The organism is Paenibacillus sp. Soil766, assembly GCF_001428105.1.
Lineage (GTDB): Bacteria > Bacillota > Bacilli > Paenibacillales > NBRC-103111 > Paenibacillus_E.
Genome location: NZ_LMSJ01000026.1, coordinates 70454 through 90229, shown reverse-complemented (window position 1 = coordinate 90229; position 19776 = coordinate 70454). Strand labels below are relative to the sequence as shown.

The window sequence follows — 19776 nt, the reverse complement described above, 5'->3', positions numbered from 1 at the left end:
AAAATGAAGTCAGAGGTGAGGACATGAAACGTATCGGCTTTATTGGACTTGGCACAATGGGTAAGCCCATGGCTGCTAACCTTATTCAAAAAGGTTTTATAGTAACTGTGTATAATCGCACTGCTGGAAAAGCGGACGAGCTTGAGCAATTGGGGGCTGAGGTTGGCCTCACACCTGCGGAAGTCGCTCGCAGCTCAGATGTCTTATTTACGATGCTCAGCAATGATGCTGCACTGCTCGAAACATTTTACAGTGAACAAGGTATTCTAAGCGGCATTCACCCCGCACTCACGATTATTGACACCAGCACCGTATCTCCCCAAACAAGTCAAAAGCTCGCGGAAGAGCTCGCAGCGCATTTCGTCGACTTCCTCGACGCACCTGTTACAGGTACGAAACCCGCTGCTGAAGCAGGAACGCTTACGTTCATGGTTGGCGGCAGCCGAGAAGTATTCGAGGAGCAGCTAGAATTGTTCCACGTACTTGGCAGCAAAGCACTTTACCTAGGGCCGAGCGGTTCTGGTTCCTATGCGAAGCTCGCTCATAACACAATGGTCGGCATTAACCTTGCAGGGCTTGCCGAAGGCTTATCGATTGCAACGAAAGCAGGCATCCACCCTAGCCAATTCTTAGAAATCGTCCGCTCAGGCGGAGCCAATAGCAAGCAAGTTGAGCTCAAAAGCGAGAAGATCCTCGATCGCGATTTCAGTAATCAATTCTCATTGAAGCTGATGTTGAAGGATTTGCTGCTTGCCCAAGAGATTACAAGTAAGTTTCAATTACCGACGCCAATGCTGCAATCCGCTACCAATCTGTTCCAAATCGGCCTAAGCAAAGGCTTAGGTGAAGAAGATCTTAGCGCTGTCATTAAGTGCTACGAGGAATGGATGGGGCAAGAGGTTGTTAAACCTAGCGCACCTGTTGTGGAAGTGTCGAAACCGGCTTCACCTCTGTCTGGTCGCGAGCGTCGTAAGAATACACGTGTGCAGCTGGATATTAACTTGAAGCTCTCCATTTATCAATGGGAACAAGAAGGCTCATTCTCCGGGCAAAATATTGACGGAACCCTCTTCGATTTATCCGAAAGCGGACTGCAGATCACAACCAATGTGCTGCTTGCGCCGGATATGTTCGTCGTCATCCACTTCCCTCAGGAAGCTGGATTACCTCCGATCACGGGTCGCGTCATTCGCATCGTAACTGAAGGACGCAGCTTCCGCTATGGTTGTATGCTGTCTGGCTTGCCGCCGTATGTACGGATCAAGTTGGAGCAGTATATCGAGGATCATATTGCGAGTACGGTGTAAATTGCTAATAAAGAACACCACCCTTTCCTTAAATGGAAGTGGCGGTGTTCTTATTAAATTGTACGGCAATCAGGCGTTTCACATTTGGCCTGACACTTTACGGAGCTCATTGGCTAGCCTGTGGAACTCCTCCCTAGCTTCAACATCCTTCGTGCTTGTCCAAGCTGCAGATAAAAAACGAATGATTTTATTGGCATCATCTGGACTCATAACCCTTCCCCCTTGCTTCGCAAAATTTGAATCAATTGCTTTACAATAAGCGGAAGCGGCAGACCCAAACGTCCGTAATTTTCAGTGATAGATATCAACTCATTCGCCAAGTAAAAATAAATTGCCCCTGTCATCATCAGGTCAATGTCCATCAGGATATCCATGCGATGCGCTAGCATAATGACAAGCAGCATCAGTCCTTTGCGCTCAAGTCTCCATAAGCCAACTTGACTGATAAGCTTCTTTTGCTCTTTCATTGAGACAGCAATACCCGTGACGTAATCGACGAGTATTACCATAAAGAAGAGACTTGTAAGCTCGCACCACCCGCCGAAAGTGTAGCTCACAATGGCTCCGAACGTGTCTGAAATCAGGTTAAATCCGATTTGGTTCATATGTTGCTCCTTTCTGCTTTCATTTTGTTTTGAAATTCAAAACATTTTTTTCTTTTCAAACATCCATTCACTCCTTACACCTCCGCCGGAACGGTTTCTTGTGCATCCCCTAAGCAACATCACCTCCCTTGCTTGGCTACACAACGATCTTACCATGCCCCCTTTGAAGCGAACTGCCAACAAGCGGCCAACTTTCGGTCAGCTTTCCTGTTTCTTCACTTCCAGCCGCAGCATGTAGGCAAGCTTTTCAATCGCTCGCGCTTTCATCCGACGATAGGTACGCTCACTCAAATTAAGCTCATGAAACAGCAGAAAATCAAACGTCTTGTCCCTTTTTAAATAACGTTCCCGGATAATGCCTTGCTCTTGCTCGTCCAGACGCAACATGGCCTGCTCCACTTCATCACATATACTACGCATGTGTTCATCTGATCCCCCTTCGTAAAGGGCAGCTTCCTCCGCGACTTTGAACAATTCATTCGTACTCGAAATGGCTCGATTATCTCTCCGCAAGCCCCCCATCGCTCGATACAAGCGCACGGCTTCAAGCATACTTTCTACCCTTTTGCGTGTTGCCCGGCGATCAATCTGTTCTTGCTCTATATTTAAAATATGTTTTACCATCCTTTAGACCATCTCCTAAAATTTGTCGTTTTGAAATTCTAAACAAATCATACGCCCTCGCGTTTAAAATTTCAACACAAAAAGTTTTGAAATTCAAAACTTTTTGGTGATCTCCTCTTGTTTTTTGCACCGCTCCGCATTTACAATAGAACCAGGTGATCAAACGATGAAAGATATGGTGCAATTCGGCATCCGAATCCGGGATCTGCGAAAGATGAACAATTATTCTCTCAGAGAGCTTGGTGAACGGTCCGGTGTTAGTTATTCATTTATTAACTCCATAGAAAATAACCGTTTCAACCCCTCACGGGAAACGGTTATCGCCTTAGCGGATGCGCTTCGCATAGCTGAGAAGGACGAGCTTCTACTGCTCGCCGGATTTGCTCCAACGGAAGAGGAGTCACTCGATGGCTTGTCTGGAGACGGTCTTGACGAAGTCGATGACCCTGATGTGAGCTTATTTTTTAAAGACTTCAAGAATGCCCCCAAAGAGCGCCGCGACGAGATGCTTCGTTTCTGGAACTTCATCAAGGAGCAGCAGCAGAACCGAACACCTGACAGCCAGCAGTAATCTAGGTAGTTTTTTAATAATGTAGAGCCAAGCCCTAACGGGCTTTTCTTTACCACAAACAACCGAACATACATTCTTAAAGCGAGGTGTATTCACCTGTTCACTCATTACCAACCGACCTCTCTTGAACAGTGGGTAGAGTCTTTATATAGTCAACTTGGCATCGTATCCCCCGCTCAACTCAGCGTGACGAACTTGGCTGCTAAGCTGCATATTTGGGTTTATACGATGGATATGAACAGTATGGCCATCGAAAAAGATGGACTATTTAGCATCAATGTTGACCGCCGCCTATCCGTCAAAGAACAATGGGAGGACTTCCTGCATGAGCTTTGTCATGTGCTTCGCCATTCCGGCAATCAAATGGTGATGCCTGATCGCTATGTCGATTGGCAAGAGCAGGATGCGTCAGCATTTCAGCTCTACGCGGCTATTCCTATGTCCATGCTGAAGAAACTGTCGCTGCCAGAACAGAAGAACGAAATGGTCGCTTTTCTTTCTGAAGAGTTTCAGGTTACCTATCGGCTTGCCAATGAACGGATCGAACAAATCCAGCGACGCGTCCTGCAAGGGATTCTGGATCATGAATACCAACAATTCTCACAGAGCCAAGTGAGGACGTACGATTCAGCCAACTGGTCTGACGCAACCCGCGCCATCATGAACAAGCTCGAGCAGTTACAGCGGAAAGGGGGAATGCCCAATCGTCAAACTAGCCGTCTTTTATGACTTTCATGAAGAACGCATTCAGCCATTCCTCATGTCGTTGCGTTTCCGTCCTAACGAGCTAGACTTTAGTAAGTCCACCCTTTACATCCCGATACATGCTCCTTTTCAGCAGCTTCATTTCGAAGAAATCCTCGATTTAGAAGCTGGAATCAGCGTACTTCTGGAGGACCTCATCGTCAATCCTTCACGTCCTGCAGCTTTTGGAATCAGCCTCTCTCGTATCAAGCAACGGCATACGCTCCTACTCGATGAGCACCCTTCGATCCAGCAATTATGGATTCGCATGACGGACATCGAAGAGGTGCTGCAGATGGAGATCCGCTCCTACTACAGTTGGTCTTCCAAATGAGAAAGGACCTGAGGCTCTCCCTCAGGTCCTTTCTGTTTCGCATACTGTGCGCTTGCGCCCGTCGGACGACGGAGGTACCTCCCTTGCGCACATTATTTGTGCGCTAGCACCCGTCGGACGACGGAGGTACCTCCCTTGCGCACATTATTTGTGCGCTTGCGCCCGTCGGACGACGGAGGTACCTCCCTTGCGCACATTATTTGTGCGCTAGCGCCGWCGGACGACGGAGGTACCTCYCTTGCGCACATTATTTGTGCGCTAGCGCCCGTCGGACGACGGAGGTACCTCCCTTGCGCACATTATTTGTGCGCTAGCACCCGTCGGACGACGGAGATACCTCCCTTGCGCACATTATTTGTGCGCTAGCACCCGTCGGACGACGGAGGTACCTCCCTTGCGCACATTATTTGTGCGCTAGCACCCGTCGGACGACGGAGGTACCTCCCTTGCGCACATTATTTGTGCGCTTGCGCCCGTCGGACGACGGAGGTACCTCCCTTGCGCACATTATTTGTGCGCTAGCACCCGTCGGACGACGGAGGTACCTTAGGTTTTATCACCAATATAATACTTGCTAATATATTGAAAAAAACCATACATCCATTGAACAATTTGTTCAATGAAGATGTATGGTTTTTGGCTTGAAAGCATTCGATTCTACGCTAATTACTCAGCGATATACGAACAAATATAGTCGCTCACTGTTTTCACTTCGAGCTTGAATTTCGCATTAGCAGGCACGGTGAACTCACCTTGACCACTGATTGTAATCCACTCTGTGCTGCCTGGAAGCAATACGTTCAGCTCACCAGCTTGGATTTCCATGATTTCTTTCACATCTGTTCCGAATTCATATTCACCTGGAAGCAGGATGCCTAGTGTTTTCTTCGTGCCGTCTGCGAATTGCACAGTGCGGCTTGTTACTTTTCCATCGAAATAAACATTAGCTTTCGTAAGTACGGTTACATTTTCAAAGCTGGACATGGTTAATAGTTCCCCCTCTAAAAGAGCTATGAATAAGTACAAGCCGAGGCTCAGACGAGCTGAGCCCCTGCCATTATATTAACCTAACAATGCTTTCACGCGTGCTGCAACGTTCTCTGGTGAGAAGCCGTATTCTCTAAGAACGGTATCCCCTGGAGCGGATGCTCCAAAAGTGGAGATGCCAAGGATTGAACCCTCGTCGCCTGTGTAACGCTCCCAGCCAAGTGGGTATGCCATCTCAACAGCAAGACGCTTCTTCACGCCTGGTAAGATAACGGAATCTTTGTATTCTTTGGATTGCTTCTCGAATAGTTCCAAGCTCGGCAGACTGACAACGCGAACGTTGATGCCTTCGGCTTGCAGCAATTTTTGAGCCGCAACAGCTAGTTGTACTTCGGATCCTGTTGCTAGGATTTGAGCATCCGGTTGACCATTCGCAGCATCGGATACCACGTATCCGCCTTTGCTTAGGTTCGCTTTCGCTCCTTCAACCGTACCTGGAAGGATCGGCAAGTTTTGACGAGTCAAGACAAGCGCAACTGGACCTTTCGCTTCAGAGATCGCATAGCGCCAAGCTTCGGACGTTTCGTTACCATCAGCAGGACGAATGACTGTGATGCCTGGAATCACGCGAAGTGCCGGCAATTGTTCGATCGGCTCATGCGTCGGTCCATCTTCACCAACAGCGATACTGTCATGTGTTAGAACATAAATAACAGGAAGCTGCATAAGTGCTGCAAGACGGATGGAAGCACGCAAGTAGTCGGAGAATACGAAGAATGTTGCTCCGTATACTTTAACACCGCCATGAAGCGCCATACCGTTCATCGCTGTACCCATACCGAACTCACGAACACCGAACCATACGTTGCGTCCAGCATAATTGCTAGCGCTATAGTTGGATTCGCCTTTGATCATCGTGTTGTTCGAGCTCGCTAGATCCGCGGAACCCCCGATTAATTGCGGCAATTTGCCTGCAATGGCATTGATCGCATTACCAGAAGAAACACGCGTAGCCATAGGCTTGTCTTCTGTCGTGTATGTAGGAAGATCAGCATCCCAACCAGCTGGAAGCTCACCATTCACAGCAGCGCTGAATTGGTTGCCAAGCTCTGGGTACGCTTTGATGTAATCGTTCAACAGGTTGCTCCAAGCTTCTTCAGCGGCAGCACCTTCTTGCCCAATTTCAGCATAATGTGCGCGAACTTCATCTGGAACTAAGAAGTCCGGCTCTTCTGGCCAGCCGTACGCTTGCTTCGTCAATTTCACTTCGTCGCCGCCAAGTGGTGAACCGTGAGGTCCAACGTGACCACCTTTACCACCTTTGTTCGGGGAACCGAAGCCGATTGTCGTTTTCACTTCAATCAATGTAGGACGAGTTGTATCAGCTTTCGCTTCAGCAATCGCTTTGGAAATTGCAGCAAGGTCGTTTTGCTCTTCAACGCGCAATACTTGCCAGCCGTATGCTTCGAAACGTGCTTGCACGTTTTCAGAGAAAGCCATATTCAATTCGCCATCAAGCGAGATATCGTTGGAATCGTACATCATGATCAATTTGCCCAATTTCAAATGAGCTGCAAGGGATACCGCTTCGGAGGAAACGCCTTCCATCATATCGCCATCGCCGCAAATTGCGTACGTGTAGTGGTCGATAACTGGGAAGTTTTCTTTGTTGTATGTCTCTCTCAAGTGAGCTTCTGCCATCGCCATACCGACAGCCATACCAACGCCTTGTCCAAGAGGACCTGTCGTTGCATCAACACCTGCTGTGTGACCGTACTCTGGGTGACCAGGGGTTTTGCTTCCCCATTGGCGGAAGTTCTTGATCTCTTCCATTGGCAGATCATAGCCACATAGGTGAAGCAAGCTGTATAGAAGCATGGATCCGTGTCCTGCAGATAGAACGAAACGGTCACGGTTTACCCATTTAGGATTCGATGGATTGTGTTTCATATGTTGCTTCCAGAGGACGTAAGCCATTGGTGCAGCTCCCATTACCATACCTGGGTGGCCTGATTTAGCTTTCTCAACCGCGTCGATACCGAGTGTACGGATCGTGTCTACGGCTAATTGTTCAATTGTTTTGTTTGATGCAGTCATTCGAAATTTCCCTCCATGATTTCTGTATTTTCAAAAGCTAATTAACTTGTACATACAAGTGACTTTACTCGCTTGAATTATTGTACCATTTGCTTTAAGGCTTTGCCACAATAACCCGCTAAAACGTTATACTTCTGTCCTATATATAAATAGGTTGTACCCATAATTGGGCACAACCTGCTCTATACTAGTTAAACACAACCGTTTTATTATTGTGGACAATAATTCGATCCTCAACATGCCAAGCTACTGCACGTGCAAGAACGATTCGTTCGATGTGACGACCAATTCTTTTCAAATCCTCAACATTATCCCGGTGACTCACACGCTGAACGTCCTGCTCAATAATCGGTCCGGCGTCTAGCTCGTCCGTCACATAATGCGCTGTCGCACCAATAATCTTGACTCCGCGGTTATGCGCTTGTGCATAAGGCTTACCGCCTACAAAAGCAGGTAAGAAGGAGTGGTGAATATTGATGATGCGATTTGCGTAATTTTGGATAAACGATGGTGAAACAATCTGCATGTAGCGAGCAAGAACGATCGCATCTACACTGTCGCCAATAAGCTCAAGCTGGCGCTGTTCAGACTCTGCTTTGGTTGCCGCGGTAACTGGAATGTGATGAAATGGAATCCCGAAAGGCTCCACCAGCGAACACATATCATTGTGGTTAGAGATCACCATCGCAATATCCGCGTTGAGATCCCCTGCACGCCAATGCCATAACAGCTCAAGCAACGCATGGTCTTCTTTGGATACGAAAATGGCAATCCGTTTCTTCTGACTAGCCAAAGAAAGACTCCAATCCATAGAGAATTTCTCAGCTACGGCAGAGAAATCTGTTCTTAACTTATCCACGCGACTCGCCAATTCCGTTAAATCAAACTCAATTCGAATGAAGAACATGCCGCCCTCTGGATCCATCGTATACTGATCCGATTGCACAATATTCGCACCATATTCAAATAGAAATTGCGATACGGCTGCTACAATACCCGGCTGATCCGGGCAAGAAATTAGCATTCTTGCTCTATTCATCAATTCGCTTCCCCGGCGAATTGAGCTGTTCGTGGTTCCCGCTTCCATCTGTATCCCCCTAGCAATTTCTGTCTATAGTGAAGTTAAGCCTTCTTCAAGATGTCATTTCCAGCAAGCCAAACAATCAAACGTTGATTGATTTGTTCTTCGCTAAGATCTGCGAAAAGGCGTTCCTCATGAAGAATATCATATAAACGCTCCAGCGGCTCACGTCCATCCGCTTTCTTCGCTTTTGCATCATTCTTAAGCAATTCCCATGTTTTAAGAACAAAGTCACGATAGTGAATATCTTTTTTGTTCATCAGAAAGTCAATTCGCTCCACTTGATCCAGGAACTCGCCGCCAAAACGACTGCTTAAGTTGCCGGAAAGCAACGCAATTTCCGCTTCATACATCGGGCGTTGTGTTTTGTCTTCTTTTCCAATCCAAGGCGTCTCTAGAATCATCGGCAAATGCTGCAACTTCTCATGGTTAGCAATATTATTCATCGCTTGGAAGCCAATCCAGCCCGAACCCAGTGGTGCATGGCGATCCTTGCTCGCGCCGCGCGGATTCTTACTGTCATTCAAATGAATGACACCAAGTTTCTCAAGACCAATCGTACGATCAAAATGGTGCAGCACGCCGTCCAAATCATTCACGATATCATACCCTGCATCGTGAATATGACAAGTATCCATACAGACAGTCAACTTATTGTTGAACTCCACGCGCTCCATGATTTCCGCGATTTCTTCAAAGCTGCGGCCGATTTCGGTACCTTTGCCAGCCATCGTTTCCAGCGCAATGTTAACGTTCGTATCTTTGACCCCAGAGAGAACTTCATTCAAGCCATCCGCAATTCTGGCAATCCCATAATCTGCATCCTTGTCCGTGTAAGCACCAGGATGAAGCACGATATTGCGAACGCCGATGTAATCGGTCCGACGGATTTCTTCTTGAAGAAAACGTACCGCAAGCTCGAAGGTATCTTCCTTATAAGAGCCCAAATTGATGATGTATGGGGCATGAACAACGATTTCATTCATCGCATGCTTGTCCATCACAGCTTTGCCTTCTTTGATGTACTGCTCTTCAATCGGTTTACGGCGCGTATTCTGAGGTGCGCCAGTGTATATCATAAACGTGGATGATCCGTAGGAAACGGCTTCTTCTGCTGCATTTAGTAAGCCTTTATCTGAGAACGAAACGTGCGATCCAATTTTTGGCATAGTCCATAACTCCTTTATTAGTAGCTGCTACCCTCCTATTTTACTCGTATTGTCGCAAGAAATCTAGAAATAAGGTATAATTCTTACTAGCTTATTGAAGACAATTAGTGAGGTGACAAATAAATGGCGAATGATTATTTCATGTGGTTTATCATTTTCTGGGTATGCGTGTTGCTTTTATTCATGTCCATAGGCGGGTACTTCATGTTCCGTAAGTTTATTAAAGTACTCCCCAAAGAAGACGGCAAGTCCAAACTCGATTGGCAAAATCATTACGTGGACACTTCTCGGCATCTTTGGACAACGGATTCCAAAGCATTTCTCGACCAATTAGTTTCACCTGTACCGACAGCGTTCCGTGATATTGCCAAGCATTCCATCGCCGCGCGTATCGGACAAGTAGCCCTAGAGGCCAATGCCAATGAGGTCACACGAGAACACTGTATTGAAGGTTACATACTTGCAACGCCTAAGCGTGATTATCGGAGTTTGACGAGCTTTCTGGAAAAGCAACAGATAGATTACAGTGCGTTCAAGCATCTATTGAACTAACTTGGCCCTGCCCCGAGTAGTGGGAGATGTTGCAAATGAATCAACACAAAAAAGGCTTCCACAGTCTGAGTAGCAGACCTTGGAAGCCTTTTTGCATGAATGATCACTCACGATCTGACAAACTCCTGAGTAGTTTTTTTGGTAGAATGAATCCCCAAACCTTCGTAATCAAAGCCCAATTGATGTAAGTGACCTTGCTTTAATACATTTCTAGTATCGAGCAAATAAGGACTTCGCATGTTATTTTTTACGAAGGACCAATCCATATGTAGATACTCTGCCCAATGTGTTAATAGCACAACAGCATCTACATTATAGGTAACATCTATGGCATTAGAAACGTATTGCACATCTAATGCGGGATTCAATTGTTGAAACATCGCCATCCCGTGCGGGTCATGCGCCTTGATTCTAGCACCTGCATCGATCAATTCTTTAATAATGACTGAGGCTTGTGTTTTACGCGCATCATCCGTATTCGGCTTGAATGTAAGACCCAGTATTCCTATATTCTTGCCATTCAAAGTCTTCAATTTCCGCTTAATTTTATCAACAACATAGTCATGCATTTGTTGATTCGAGTCAACCGCCGCCTGAACAACGGTTAATTCACAACTATACTTCTGACTTGTTGCTAATAATTCGGCTGTATCTTTCGGAAAGCAGCTCCCGCTCCACCCACTAGACACCTGAAGGAATTTATTACCTATTCTAGAATCCATCCCCATGCCCGTTGCAACTTCAGTAATATTGGCTCCTAATGTTTCACAAAGTCGGGCAATCTCATTAATATAACTTATTTTCACAGCCAAGAAAGCATTCGATGCATACTTAATCATCTCAGCGCTTTTAATGTCGGTTTCGTAATAGATAGGTAATGCTGCGTTCGGATTGTGAGAGAATTGAAAATCAATTGATTTCCCTTCATATTCTACTCTATTTATCACATTAAAATATAACTCTTTCATTACTTTCTTCGCATGAATATTCTCCGCACCGACCACAATTCGCTCTGGAAAAAATACATCTTCTAGCGCATAGCCTTCACGTAGAAACTCTGGATTGCTAGCCATTGCAAAATGTGTATCCACTTTTAAATTAGATGATTCTTCAATGATCGAAGCCACAAGATCCGCTGTCCCAACAGGAACCGTAGATTTGTTTATAATAACCACAAACTTATCGGGATTTACATATTGTCCAATACTTTGTGCGGCAAGTCGAATGTAGGTCAAATCGGCAGTTCCATCTGCCTTTGAGGGAGTTCCTACACCAATAAATACAACATCTGCATGATAAATAACGCCGTAGTCCGTTGTTGCAAACAAAGATCTTCCGATATAGCTATTGATTAAATGATCAAGTCCAGGCTCGTAAATGGGACTTTTGCCAGCATTCATCTGATCAACTTTGTTCTGGTCAATATCCAACACCGTAGTATGATGTCCTAGCACGGCAAATGCTGCCCCTGTCACACTTCCAACATAACCTGAACCGATACAAACGACATTCATATATGTTTCCTCCTAGTCCCTCTATCCCCAATTTAACTAGATAAGCGCTAGCTTCTCTTGATAGGTATGAATCGTTCTTTTCAAGCCTTCTTCAAGTGAAATTTCAGGGTTCCACCCTAGGATATCAGTGGCTCTATCGATAACAGGTCTTCTTACTTTAGGATCATCTTCCGGGAGTTTATGGAATGTAATCCTACTTGTCGTATTCGTCAGCTGCTTAACTAGTAAGGCTACATCTAAGATGGAATGTTCCGTCGGATTGCCAATATTAATAATTTGCCCTGTAGCAGCATCTAACTCCATCATCCGTATAAGGGCTCTAATCGTATCATCAACATAGCAGAATGAACGTGTCTGGCTGCCATCCCCATACACCGTAATATCCTCACCCATCAAAGCCTGCGTCACGAAATTAGAAATGACCCTCCCGTCATCATTACGTAAACCAGCTGAGTAGGTGTTGAACAATCGTACTACTTTCGTCTGAATCTGAAACAATCGATGGTACTCATAACAGAATACTTCCCCTAATCTCTTGGCCTCATCATAGCAAGCCCGCGGCCCCCAGGTATTCACGTTCCCCCGATAATCTTCAGGCTGCGGATGTACCTCAGGATCACCATAAGCTTCACTAGTACTTGCATATAGAAACTTCGAATTACTTTTACGGGCTATCTCTAACATATTCTGTGTCCCAATCGTATTTACATAAATGGTTTCGAAGGGAGCATCTTGATATAGCTTCGGGGATGCAGGAGAAGCTAAATGATAAATTTCATCGCTATCCTGGAGCAGATCCATTTCAACGATGGTTTGATCTGAAACATTAAAATCGATAAAGTGAAAATGTGGATTACTAAAGATATCTTCTATATTTTGAATTCTACCTGTAGATAAATTGTCAATCCCAATGACTTGATGTCCTTGAGCCAGTAATTTTCTCGTGAGATGCGAACCTAGAAAACCAGCTGAACCGGTAATGATAATTTTTTTCATTTATCAAACCCTCCTCAATGATAAGCATCATTAAAAGATGTTTCACATCTAATTAATCCACTTTTGCTCCCTTGTTCTTTCTCAACAACTCAGCAATAAATAACATGAATAGGGTCCAAGGTTCTATGAGATATCTTTTCCATAATCTTCTGGGCTCGCACCATAAACGAAACAACCACTCAAGTCCAACAGCTCCAAGTAGACGAGGTGCTGTTGGAACAATGTCAGCAACATAGTCCATGCATGCTCCTGATGTTAAAATGACATTTGTATGGATCTGTTCATAATTATCAAGAATCCAACTCTCCTGTCTCGGCATTCCCATCCCTACCAATAAAATGTGAGGTTTAAACTCATTAATCCTTCTTATGATTTCTTTATTTCCATCACAATTTGTATCTGCATTAAAGTAACCATCCTGGGTTCCAATTTGCAAATTGGGAAGCTCTTTTCGTAATATGGAAGCTGCCTGTGAGGCTACCCCAGGTTTGGAGCCTAGGTAGAAAACTCTTAACCTGTTATCGTAGGCAACCTTAAGTAATGGGCGTATCCAATCCACATATGTCGTCCTATGCTCACGTTTCACGGGATACCCAAGTAGCTTACCAATTAGTACAATCGCCATCCCATCAATATGAATAAACTGGGCCATATTATAGAATTCTCTAAGACGGCTATTCCGATTGCATAGATACATACTATGGAGATTATGGTTTGGGATTATTATTTTTTGATTATTTCGAGCAGCATTGACAACTGTTTCGTTTAAATCCTTCATTGTAAGCAAATGGATGGATATTCCCATAAATGAATATTTATTCATGAAAATGCCTCATTCCTTCCGAGAGAATATACATCCTTTACTAATGTGTATTACTATTTAGTAAGATTCTAAAAGTCCCCCATATGATCTTCAAATCTAACTTCAACGATACTTCACTAATATATTTCAAATCATATTGCAGATTGTTATGGATAGGGTGGATACGTTCTGAACTAATTTGCCATAAACCCGTGATACCAGGAACCGCCAGGAATCTTTGACGTTCCCATTCCGAGTATTCGGTCTCAACAATCGATTTCTGTTCAGGTCGAGGTCCAATAAAGCTCATCTCACCTTTTAAAATATTCATTAATTGTGGTAATTCATCTATGCTTGTTCTCCTAAGTAAACGGCCTATTTTAGTTATTCTAGGATCAGCTCCAGAAGTAGGAGATCTGCCTTCATTTGGTGTATCGACATACATCGTACGAAATTTATATATATTAAAAATTCGTCCTTTTTCACCATATCTCAGCTGTTTAAATAGGATGGGGCCTTTGGAATCCAACTTTATTAACAACGGTATACATATAAAAATTGGACTTGCCATCACGATTAGACATATGCTGAAAATAATATCAAGGATGGGCTTTATTATCTTGGAATACAGACCTCTCCGACTTCTAATATTCATTGAAAATGGTACAGACAATTCCGAAGAGTTAGCTCTTCTTTCGACCATCGTAGATTCCATATTCCCCACTCCATCTCACTGATATTGTAAGTTTCTTATTTCAAATGGAATAGCACTTCTGGTAGGCGTCCGCCATGTTGTCCACACTATAGCGCTTAGCCCTTTGCTTCGCTATTGCTGCTTGCCCATCAGCAAGTTCCTTATTATTCAATAGCATTCTTGTAGCATCAGCAAAACCTTTGACATCCCCAGATCCAACTAGAATTCCGGCACTATCTATGAATTCGCATCCTAATACCTCTCGGGTAGCTGGTAAATCCGTTGCTACAATGGGAAGTCCCGCGTTCATTGCTTCAACGAGTGCAAGGCCCATTGCTTCAAACAAAGAAGGAAAAACAAATACATCTGCTAGTTTCAAATAGTTGACGACTTCTTGCGGTTTGATTTCTCCAAGAAAGTGTATCCGATCGCTGTATTCTCTTTTCTTAGCTTCTTTTACAAGCTTGCTTCTAAGCTCACCGTCTCCAACGATTAACAAGTGAACGTCAGATAAATACGCCAACATCTCAATCAGCAATAGTTGATTTTTTTGTTGCGATAATCGGCCAACATTAATGATCACTTGTGAATTCTCGTGAATGCCCAACTTTTCTTTCATAGATAAGACATTGCCTGAGCTTTCCCCTACGAAAACACCATTATTAATCTGTTGAGTTTTTTGTAGATATTTATTGGGGTAATTTTTCAATGATGATAATACCGATTCAGAAACAACTACATTCGTTGTATAACAACCAATCGTCCCAAGAACGACGTCCAGTCCTCTTGCAAGTAAGGGATACGACTCAACAGGATTATGCTGCACTGCGATTCGATTAGCCACTCCCAATAGCCAGGCAATAGGCTGAACAATAACATTCGAGTAATGTGTGTGTGAAATAATGACTTTAGGTTTTTCAGCTACTAGCTTTTTGAATAACAACATAATGATTTTATAATAATCAAATACATGTTTAGGTTGATACGGTAAAATAACTTGGATATTAGGTTGATCCATATAAGTGGATCTTTTCACATAGAGAAACCACAGTTCACTTTGCTCACCACGTTTTTCTAACTCATCTTGAAGAACAATTCCTACGCGTTGTGCACCTCCGCCTTCCATTTGAGTCACAATTTGGACTGTTTTCATAGAAGGCTCACCTACTCCCCATCCACAAGTTTCTAAGCTGATGCCTGAAGTTTTGTGGCGTTGCCCAGATCCCAAGAAATAGTATTTTTTCAAGTACACTTGGTTTCCCATTCCTATTCGCTTCTTGCCATAATTGACGAAAAGCCTTCTTATCGTTCTCTTTCTTAGCAATACTGCTGACCACCGTCATAAGAAAGGCAGCATATGCTCTTGGTGCTACAAGATCTTTCATGGATTGTATCCAGTGTAAAGAATACACCCAGTTACCTTGTGTACTAACTCCTTGTCTATTTTCTTCGATATACCATACAGCTAATATTTCATTGCATAACTCGAATCCAACCCCATTCATTTGTGCAGCGCGAAAAGCCCAGTCCCATTCTTGATGTCTCTTAAGCTCATTTCTAAACGGGACAGCTACTAACAACTCCTTGGGCACAAAGAGCATCGTAGTTTGAATCAATCCTTCCCCCTGAAACAAACTATTTCTTGATAAAATGTAGTCTGATATGTGTTCGCCAACTCGCGGTTCTCTTCTCGGCCACACAAGGTCTTTGGCAGGCGTTCTTCCAAATATTTTACAGTAAATAACTGGATACCTATGCGTCGAGCCTTGTGCAAGACTTAGCTGGCGTTCTAATTTTGTACATAAAAACTCATCATCATCATCTAGAAAAGCGATCCAATCTGCTGAAGCATTATGAACACCTATATTTCTTGATTCTGCGCCACCTACCGATACCATATTCACAATTTTCTTCACTCTATGATCGTTAATTTGATCAATTACCTCTTCAGTTAAAGGATCATAACCATCGACGACTATAATAATTTCAATATTAACTAATGTCTGATTTCTAGCACTTTCAATTGCTCGAACTAACAGCCGAGGCCGACCCTTTGTTGGAATAACCACACTCACTGAAGGCTTATTTAACAATATAGTTACCCCCTACTAGGAATCTCACTTCATTTACCGCAGATTTCATTGGCTCTTTCACCTGCCGGTTGCTAAGGTATAAGGTTGTCGTAATAAATAATGCCCAGAACAAATTGCCATGTCTTAAAAAGTTACTTTCAGTAAAATTAATAAATAATTGAAAGAACAAATAAATGGCAGGCCATAGTTCAAAGTTAAACTCTTTCTCTTTGAGCACACGTAATGACCTTACTACTGTCTGGATAAATAATGCAGTGAACAACGTTAGCCCAATGATTCCGATGTCTAACATTAATTCTAAAAATCCATTATGTGCATGTGGGGCCATCCAACCAGCTTGTAACCACACACTTGCACTCTCTCCATCCCATCCCGTCCAGAATCCGCCATACCCATAACCAAAGAAAGGTCGTTCAGATATCTTTTCAATGATTGCGGACCATAATACCGTTCTCCCTGTTAACGTAACGTCTTTACCTATGGAATCAAATATGAAATCTGAATAATTCATCATCAAATATCCAAATGATATCGTTAATGCTGACAAAAGGATAACGATCGGAACAACTTCCCAAGTATTTCTTTGATATATTTTCAGCAAAAAATACGTGACAATGATAATGAGGAATGTCAAAAGTGCTGTCAGCGAGCTTGAAAGCAGCACCAAGACAAAAGATAAACAAAACATTAGCCAAAAAAACAAACGATACCTACCTTTTCTAATAGCAAATATAAACTGTAAGATACAGCTTAAGACCATGAATCTACCTAAAAAATTTTTATGCACGTAGATCCCTTTCCAGGAACCCATATGATACGTATTGTCTAATGCTAATTCTGGAAGAAATAAGCCTGCGAATAGACTTAGAATTGCGCCTAAGCCAAACGAAACTGCAAGTAATTTCAAAAAACGTGTTATGTCAAATCTGCTTGCAATATACATGCCAAAACATGTCGACCCTACTAATCCAAATAGTCGCTTTACTGTATTCCCCTCTGAAGCTGACCACAATAAAGATAAACACACGAATAGCAGCAGGACAATTAACAGTTTGTTGCTAACAAGTGCATGAAATACACGTTTAGCATTCACTATAACTAAACCTATCGCAATCACGTAAAGGACTAGATAGACCTTCTGAGTAATTGGATCACCTGCAGAATATGTCCCTAAATCAAGATTGCTTTCAAACAACGGAATTAGACCACCACTGAATAGTAATAAACCGATGACAACAAAGAACTGCTCTATTCTTCTAAAAAAATTTATGGGTACTGACTCCACGCATTCACCTTCTCTAATCTTTCTCGCTTGGCTAAATATAGGATTACAACGTACGCACTTACTGATAAGAAAGCATTCGTTATGATGGAGGAGTAAGCTGCTCCATTCCATGAATAGCGGACAATTAGAAAGTAATTTAAGATGACATTTAGAATCATGGCGATACATTGCAGGAACGTTCTTAGCTTCTGATGATCTGTACAAGTGAGTACATTGGTTAGGAAGTAATTTAGCGTCTTGAGAATAGGGATTATCGCTAACCATTTAACTGCATCTTCTGCTTTTGAGAACTCACTGCCCAAAATCATGGGCAAAATCGGAGCACATAGGAACATGGCAATACCTGCAATGGCAGCATACGCAAGAGAAACGGGGATTAATTTTTTGGCATACTGCATGACATGATTGATGCCATGTTCTCCCTTTTGGAAAAAGTCTGAATAGGAAGCTTTCACCAATGAAAAAATAGGAACATTTACAACGTCCACTAATCGACATGCGGTAGCATAAATACCCGTGGCTTGGAGTGAAGCTAAATTACTTAACATCGTTTTATCCAACTCACTGTTTGACGACTCCGCTAATGAACCAAATGAAAACATTGCCCCCTCTTTCAGATCTCTTCTGATTTGTCTAAAGCTTACTTGTGGATAGCCATAGTAATATGTAACAGCCGTAACACCTATTGTTGCACTTAGAAAACTACTAATGAAATAAAATAGCCCCCATTGCTGAGGACTAGGATTTATATAATAGTAACCTAATAATAAGGCTGCAGCCAATCGAATAAGACTCAGATTTACATTCAACTGTGCAGTCCAACCCATTTTTTTATCACCTTGAAATACTTGGCTACTTAATTCGAGCACACTAGAAAATAATAAATCAGATACGACAATGTAAATAATGAGTGTAAGAGGTATTGTTTCTGGGAAAATGGTGTGGGCAAGCCCTATAATTATTCCACCTAGCAGCGTACCCATTATGAGGTTAACGACTAAAGCATTTCCCCAGCTGGTAGATAGTGCCTGCTTATCCCTGGCTATATGTTTGATTAGCAGATTACCACTTCCTAAACTTGCAATAGGTGATAGCACTGCTACTAAAGAAACTATACCCACGAAAGCACCATACCCTTGAACACCAAGTAATCTTGCTATAATAATAAAGTATGCTGCTTTAATTATGATCCTCAAACCAAGACCAAGAATAGTCCAAATCGTATTTTTAAGAAGGTTACTTGGATCAGATTTTTTAAATTTCCGTGCGATTTGTTTAAGATTCATATCGTTCTCTCCACGTGAGGACCATAATAAATGACGAGTTAGATAATTATTTTATTCATCAAATCGTTCCCTACCCAATCATGCAGATAGTCATTTAATTCTTCACTAATTTCTGGATTTTTTAGGGCTAGCTCAATTGTAGCTTGCAAATATCCAAATTTGCTACCAACATCATACAATTTCCCCTCAAAATTAAGGCTATACATAGCTTGCTTTTGAGCTAACTCTTGAAGAGCATCTGTCAGTTGTATTTCCCCACCGACGCCTGGTTGCGTACGCTCTAATAGATCCATGATTTCAGGATTTAGAATGTACCTTCCCATAATGGCTAGATTGGATGGTGGATTACTCTGAGGCTTCTCTACCAGACTTGTTATTAAGTGAAGATTTTCTCTAACCTTTACTCCCTCAATAACCCCATATTTGCTTACTTCTTTCCAATCAACTGCGTTCACAGCAATTATGTTCCCCTCATTTTCTTCATATGCGTCAATCATTTGTTTTAAACAAGGTACTTGGCTGTCAATAATCATATCTCCCAATAAAACCGCGAAGGGTTCATCCCCGATAAATTTACGAGCACACCAAATGGCATGGCCTAGACCTAGTGCTTCTTTCTGTCTTACATAATGAATATCAACTAGGTTAGTAATATCTTGTACGATTTTCAATAACTGATCTTTATTTTTATATTCCAAATTAATTTCTAATTCATAGTTTTTATCAAAATGATCTTCTATAGCCTTTTTACTTCTTCCCGTTACGATAATAATGTCTTCAATTCCTGATGCAATTGCTTCTTCCACGATGTATTGAATGGTAGGTTTATCTACGATGGGCAACATCTCTTTGGGCATAGCTTTTGTAGCCGGTAAGAATCTGGTACCCAAACCTGCTGCAGGAATAATTGCTTTTCGAATTTTTGTCATTGTATTCTCTCCTAATCCAATTTCTTTCTCTCTCTTAGGCAATATGTCCCGCATGATTCTGGATACATTTCATACACAACTATAGGGCATCAAACCCCACCTCACT

21 protein-coding genes are annotated in these 19776 nt (G+C 42.9%); 5 read left to right on the top strand and 16 right to left on the bottom strand.

Translation table 11 applies throughout. The features are described from left to right. Window positions 1-23 precede the first annotated feature (23 nt). On the top strand, window positions 24-1307 hold the full coding sequence (locus tag ASG89_RS20915; protein ID WP_057313013.1) for an NAD(P)-binding domain-containing protein: 1284 nt from the start codon (window positions 24-26) through the stop codon (window positions 1305-1307). Between the two features lie 78 nt (window positions 1308-1385). Here ASG89_RS20915 and ASG89_RS20910 read toward each other — a convergent pair whose 3' ends face one another. The 3 genes from ASG89_RS20910 to ASG89_RS20900 form a co-directional block, all read right to left on the bottom strand. Further along, on the bottom strand, window positions 1386-1517 hold the full coding sequence (locus ASG89_RS20910) for a hypothetical protein (RefSeq protein ID WP_057313012.1): 132 nt from the start codon (window positions 1515-1517) through the stop codon (window positions 1386-1388). Then, the gene (locus ASG89_RS20905; protein WP_057313011.1) at window positions 1514-1912 is read right to left on the bottom strand and encodes a holin family protein; all 399 of its coding nucleotides are present in this window, start codon (window positions 1910-1912) and stop codon (window positions 1514-1516) included. Before ASG89_RS20905 ends, ASG89_RS20910 begins: the two co-directional genes overlap by 4 nt. Window positions 1913-2110: 198 nt before the next feature. Next, window positions 2111-2536: an ArpU family phage packaging/lysis transcriptional regulator gene (locus ASG89_RS20900; RefSeq protein ID WP_057313010.1), complete on the bottom strand. Its 426-nt coding sequence runs from the start codon at window positions 2534-2536 to the stop codon at window positions 2111-2113. 166 nt (window positions 2537-2702) lie between these two features. Here ASG89_RS20900 and ASG89_RS20895 point away from each other — a divergent pair, with 166 nt between their 5' ends. From ASG89_RS20895 to ASG89_RS20885, 3 genes are all read left to right on the top strand, one after another. Then, window positions 2703-3107: a helix-turn-helix domain-containing protein gene (locus ASG89_RS20895; protein ID WP_057313009.1), complete on the top strand. Its 405-nt coding sequence runs from the start codon at window positions 2703-2705 to the stop codon at window positions 3105-3107. A gap of 186 nt (window positions 3108-3293) precedes the next feature. Further along, window positions 3294-3836 (top strand): ImmA/IrrE family metallo-endopeptidase, encoded by a 543-nt coding sequence (locus ASG89_RS20890; protein ID WP_157276743.1) that lies wholly within the window; start codon window positions 3294-3296, stop codon window positions 3834-3836. Window positions 3837-3867: 31 nt separating this feature from the next. Further along, the gene (locus tag ASG89_RS20885) at window positions 3868-4185 is read left to right on the top strand and encodes a hypothetical protein (protein ID WP_057313007.1); all 318 of its coding nucleotides are present in this window, start codon (window positions 3868-3870) and stop codon (window positions 4183-4185) included. Between the two features lie 666 nt (window positions 4186-4851). Here ASG89_RS20885 and ASG89_RS20880 read toward each other — a convergent pair. From ASG89_RS20880 to ASG89_RS20865, 4 genes are all read right to left on the bottom strand, one after another. Next, entirely contained in the window at window positions 4852-5169 is a 318-nt protein-coding gene (locus ASG89_RS20880) for a pyrimidine/purine nucleoside phosphorylase (protein ID WP_056609015.1), read from the bottom strand. 78 nt (window positions 5170-5247) lie between these two features. Further along, the gene (tkt, locus tag ASG89_RS20875; RefSeq protein WP_057313006.1) at window positions 5248-7269 is read right to left on the bottom strand and encodes a transketolase; all 2022 of its coding nucleotides are present in this window, start codon (window positions 7267-7269) and stop codon (window positions 5248-5250) included. A gap of 187 nt (window positions 7270-7456) precedes the next feature. After that, window positions 7457-8356: a formyltetrahydrofolate deformylase gene (purU, locus tag ASG89_RS20870; protein WP_057313005.1), complete on the bottom strand. Its 900-nt coding sequence runs from the start codon at window positions 8354-8356 to the stop codon at window positions 7457-7459. A gap of 35 nt (window positions 8357-8391) precedes the next feature. Beyond that, the gene (locus ASG89_RS20865) at window positions 8392-9519 is read right to left on the bottom strand and encodes a deoxyribonuclease IV (RefSeq protein WP_057313004.1); all 1128 of its coding nucleotides are present in this window, start codon (window positions 9517-9519) and stop codon (window positions 8392-8394) included. 123 nt (window positions 9520-9642) lie between these two features. Between ASG89_RS20865 and ASG89_RS20860 the strand changes: the two genes are divergently transcribed. Then, window positions 9643-10071 carry a DUF2621 domain-containing protein gene (locus ASG89_RS20860; RefSeq protein WP_057313003.1) on the top strand — a complete coding sequence of 143 codons (429 nt, stop codon included), beginning with the start codon at window positions 9643-9645 and terminating at the stop codon, window positions 10069-10071. A 107-nt stretch (window positions 10072-10178) separates the two neighbouring features. Here the strand turns inward: ASG89_RS20860 and ASG89_RS20855 are convergent, their stop codons facing one another. From ASG89_RS20855 to galU, 9 genes are read right to left on the bottom strand one after another with little or no spacing between them, the layout of a single operon-like run. Further along, complete coding sequence (locus ASG89_RS20855) at window positions 10179-11585, bottom strand: UDP-glucose dehydrogenase family protein (protein ID WP_057313002.1); 1407 nt, start codon at window positions 11583-11585, stop codon at window positions 10179-10181. 36 nt (window positions 11586-11621) lie between these two features. Next, window positions 11622-12581: a UDP-glucuronic acid decarboxylase family protein gene (locus ASG89_RS20850; protein WP_057313001.1), complete on the bottom strand. Its 960-nt coding sequence runs from the start codon at window positions 12579-12581 to the stop codon at window positions 11622-11624. Between the two features lie 52 nt (window positions 12582-12633). After that, on the bottom strand, window positions 12634-13404 hold the full coding sequence (locus ASG89_RS20845; RefSeq protein ID WP_057313000.1) for a WecB/TagA/CpsF family glycosyltransferase: 771 nt from the start codon (window positions 13402-13404) through the stop codon (window positions 12634-12636). A gap of 40 nt (window positions 13405-13444) precedes the next feature. After that, window positions 13445-14098 (bottom strand): sugar transferase, encoded by a 654-nt coding sequence (locus tag ASG89_RS20840; protein ID WP_057312999.1) that lies wholly within the window; start codon window positions 14096-14098, stop codon window positions 13445-13447. A gap of 40 nt (window positions 14099-14138) precedes the next feature. Beyond that, on the bottom strand, window positions 14139-15230 hold the full coding sequence (locus tag ASG89_RS20835; protein ID WP_057312998.1) for a glycosyltransferase family 4 protein: 1092 nt from the start codon (window positions 15228-15230) through the stop codon (window positions 14139-14141). A 7-nt stretch (window positions 15231-15237) separates the two neighbouring features. Then, on the bottom strand, window positions 15238-16170 hold the full coding sequence (locus ASG89_RS20830; RefSeq protein ID WP_162259721.1) for a glycosyltransferase family 2 protein: 933 nt from the start codon (window positions 16168-16170) through the stop codon (window positions 15238-15240). Then, window positions 16160-17455 (bottom strand): O-antigen ligase family protein, encoded by a 1296-nt coding sequence (locus ASG89_RS20825; RefSeq protein ID WP_057312997.1) that lies wholly within the window; start codon window positions 17453-17455, stop codon window positions 16160-16162. The genes ASG89_RS20830 and ASG89_RS20825 overlap by 11 nt, the downstream gene beginning before the upstream one ends. Then, entirely contained in the window at window positions 17437-18741 is a 1305-nt protein-coding gene (locus ASG89_RS20820) for a flippase (protein ID WP_057312996.1), read from the bottom strand. The genes ASG89_RS20825 and ASG89_RS20820 overlap by 19 nt, the downstream gene beginning before the upstream one ends. A 38-nt stretch (window positions 18742-18779) precedes the next feature. Continuing rightward, window positions 18780-19670, bottom strand: a complete 891-nt coding sequence (gene galU / locus ASG89_RS20815) for a UTP--glucose-1-phosphate uridylyltransferase GalU (protein WP_057312995.1) — start codon at window positions 19668-19670, stop codon at window positions 18780-18782. Window positions 19671-19776: the final 106 nt, after the last annotated feature.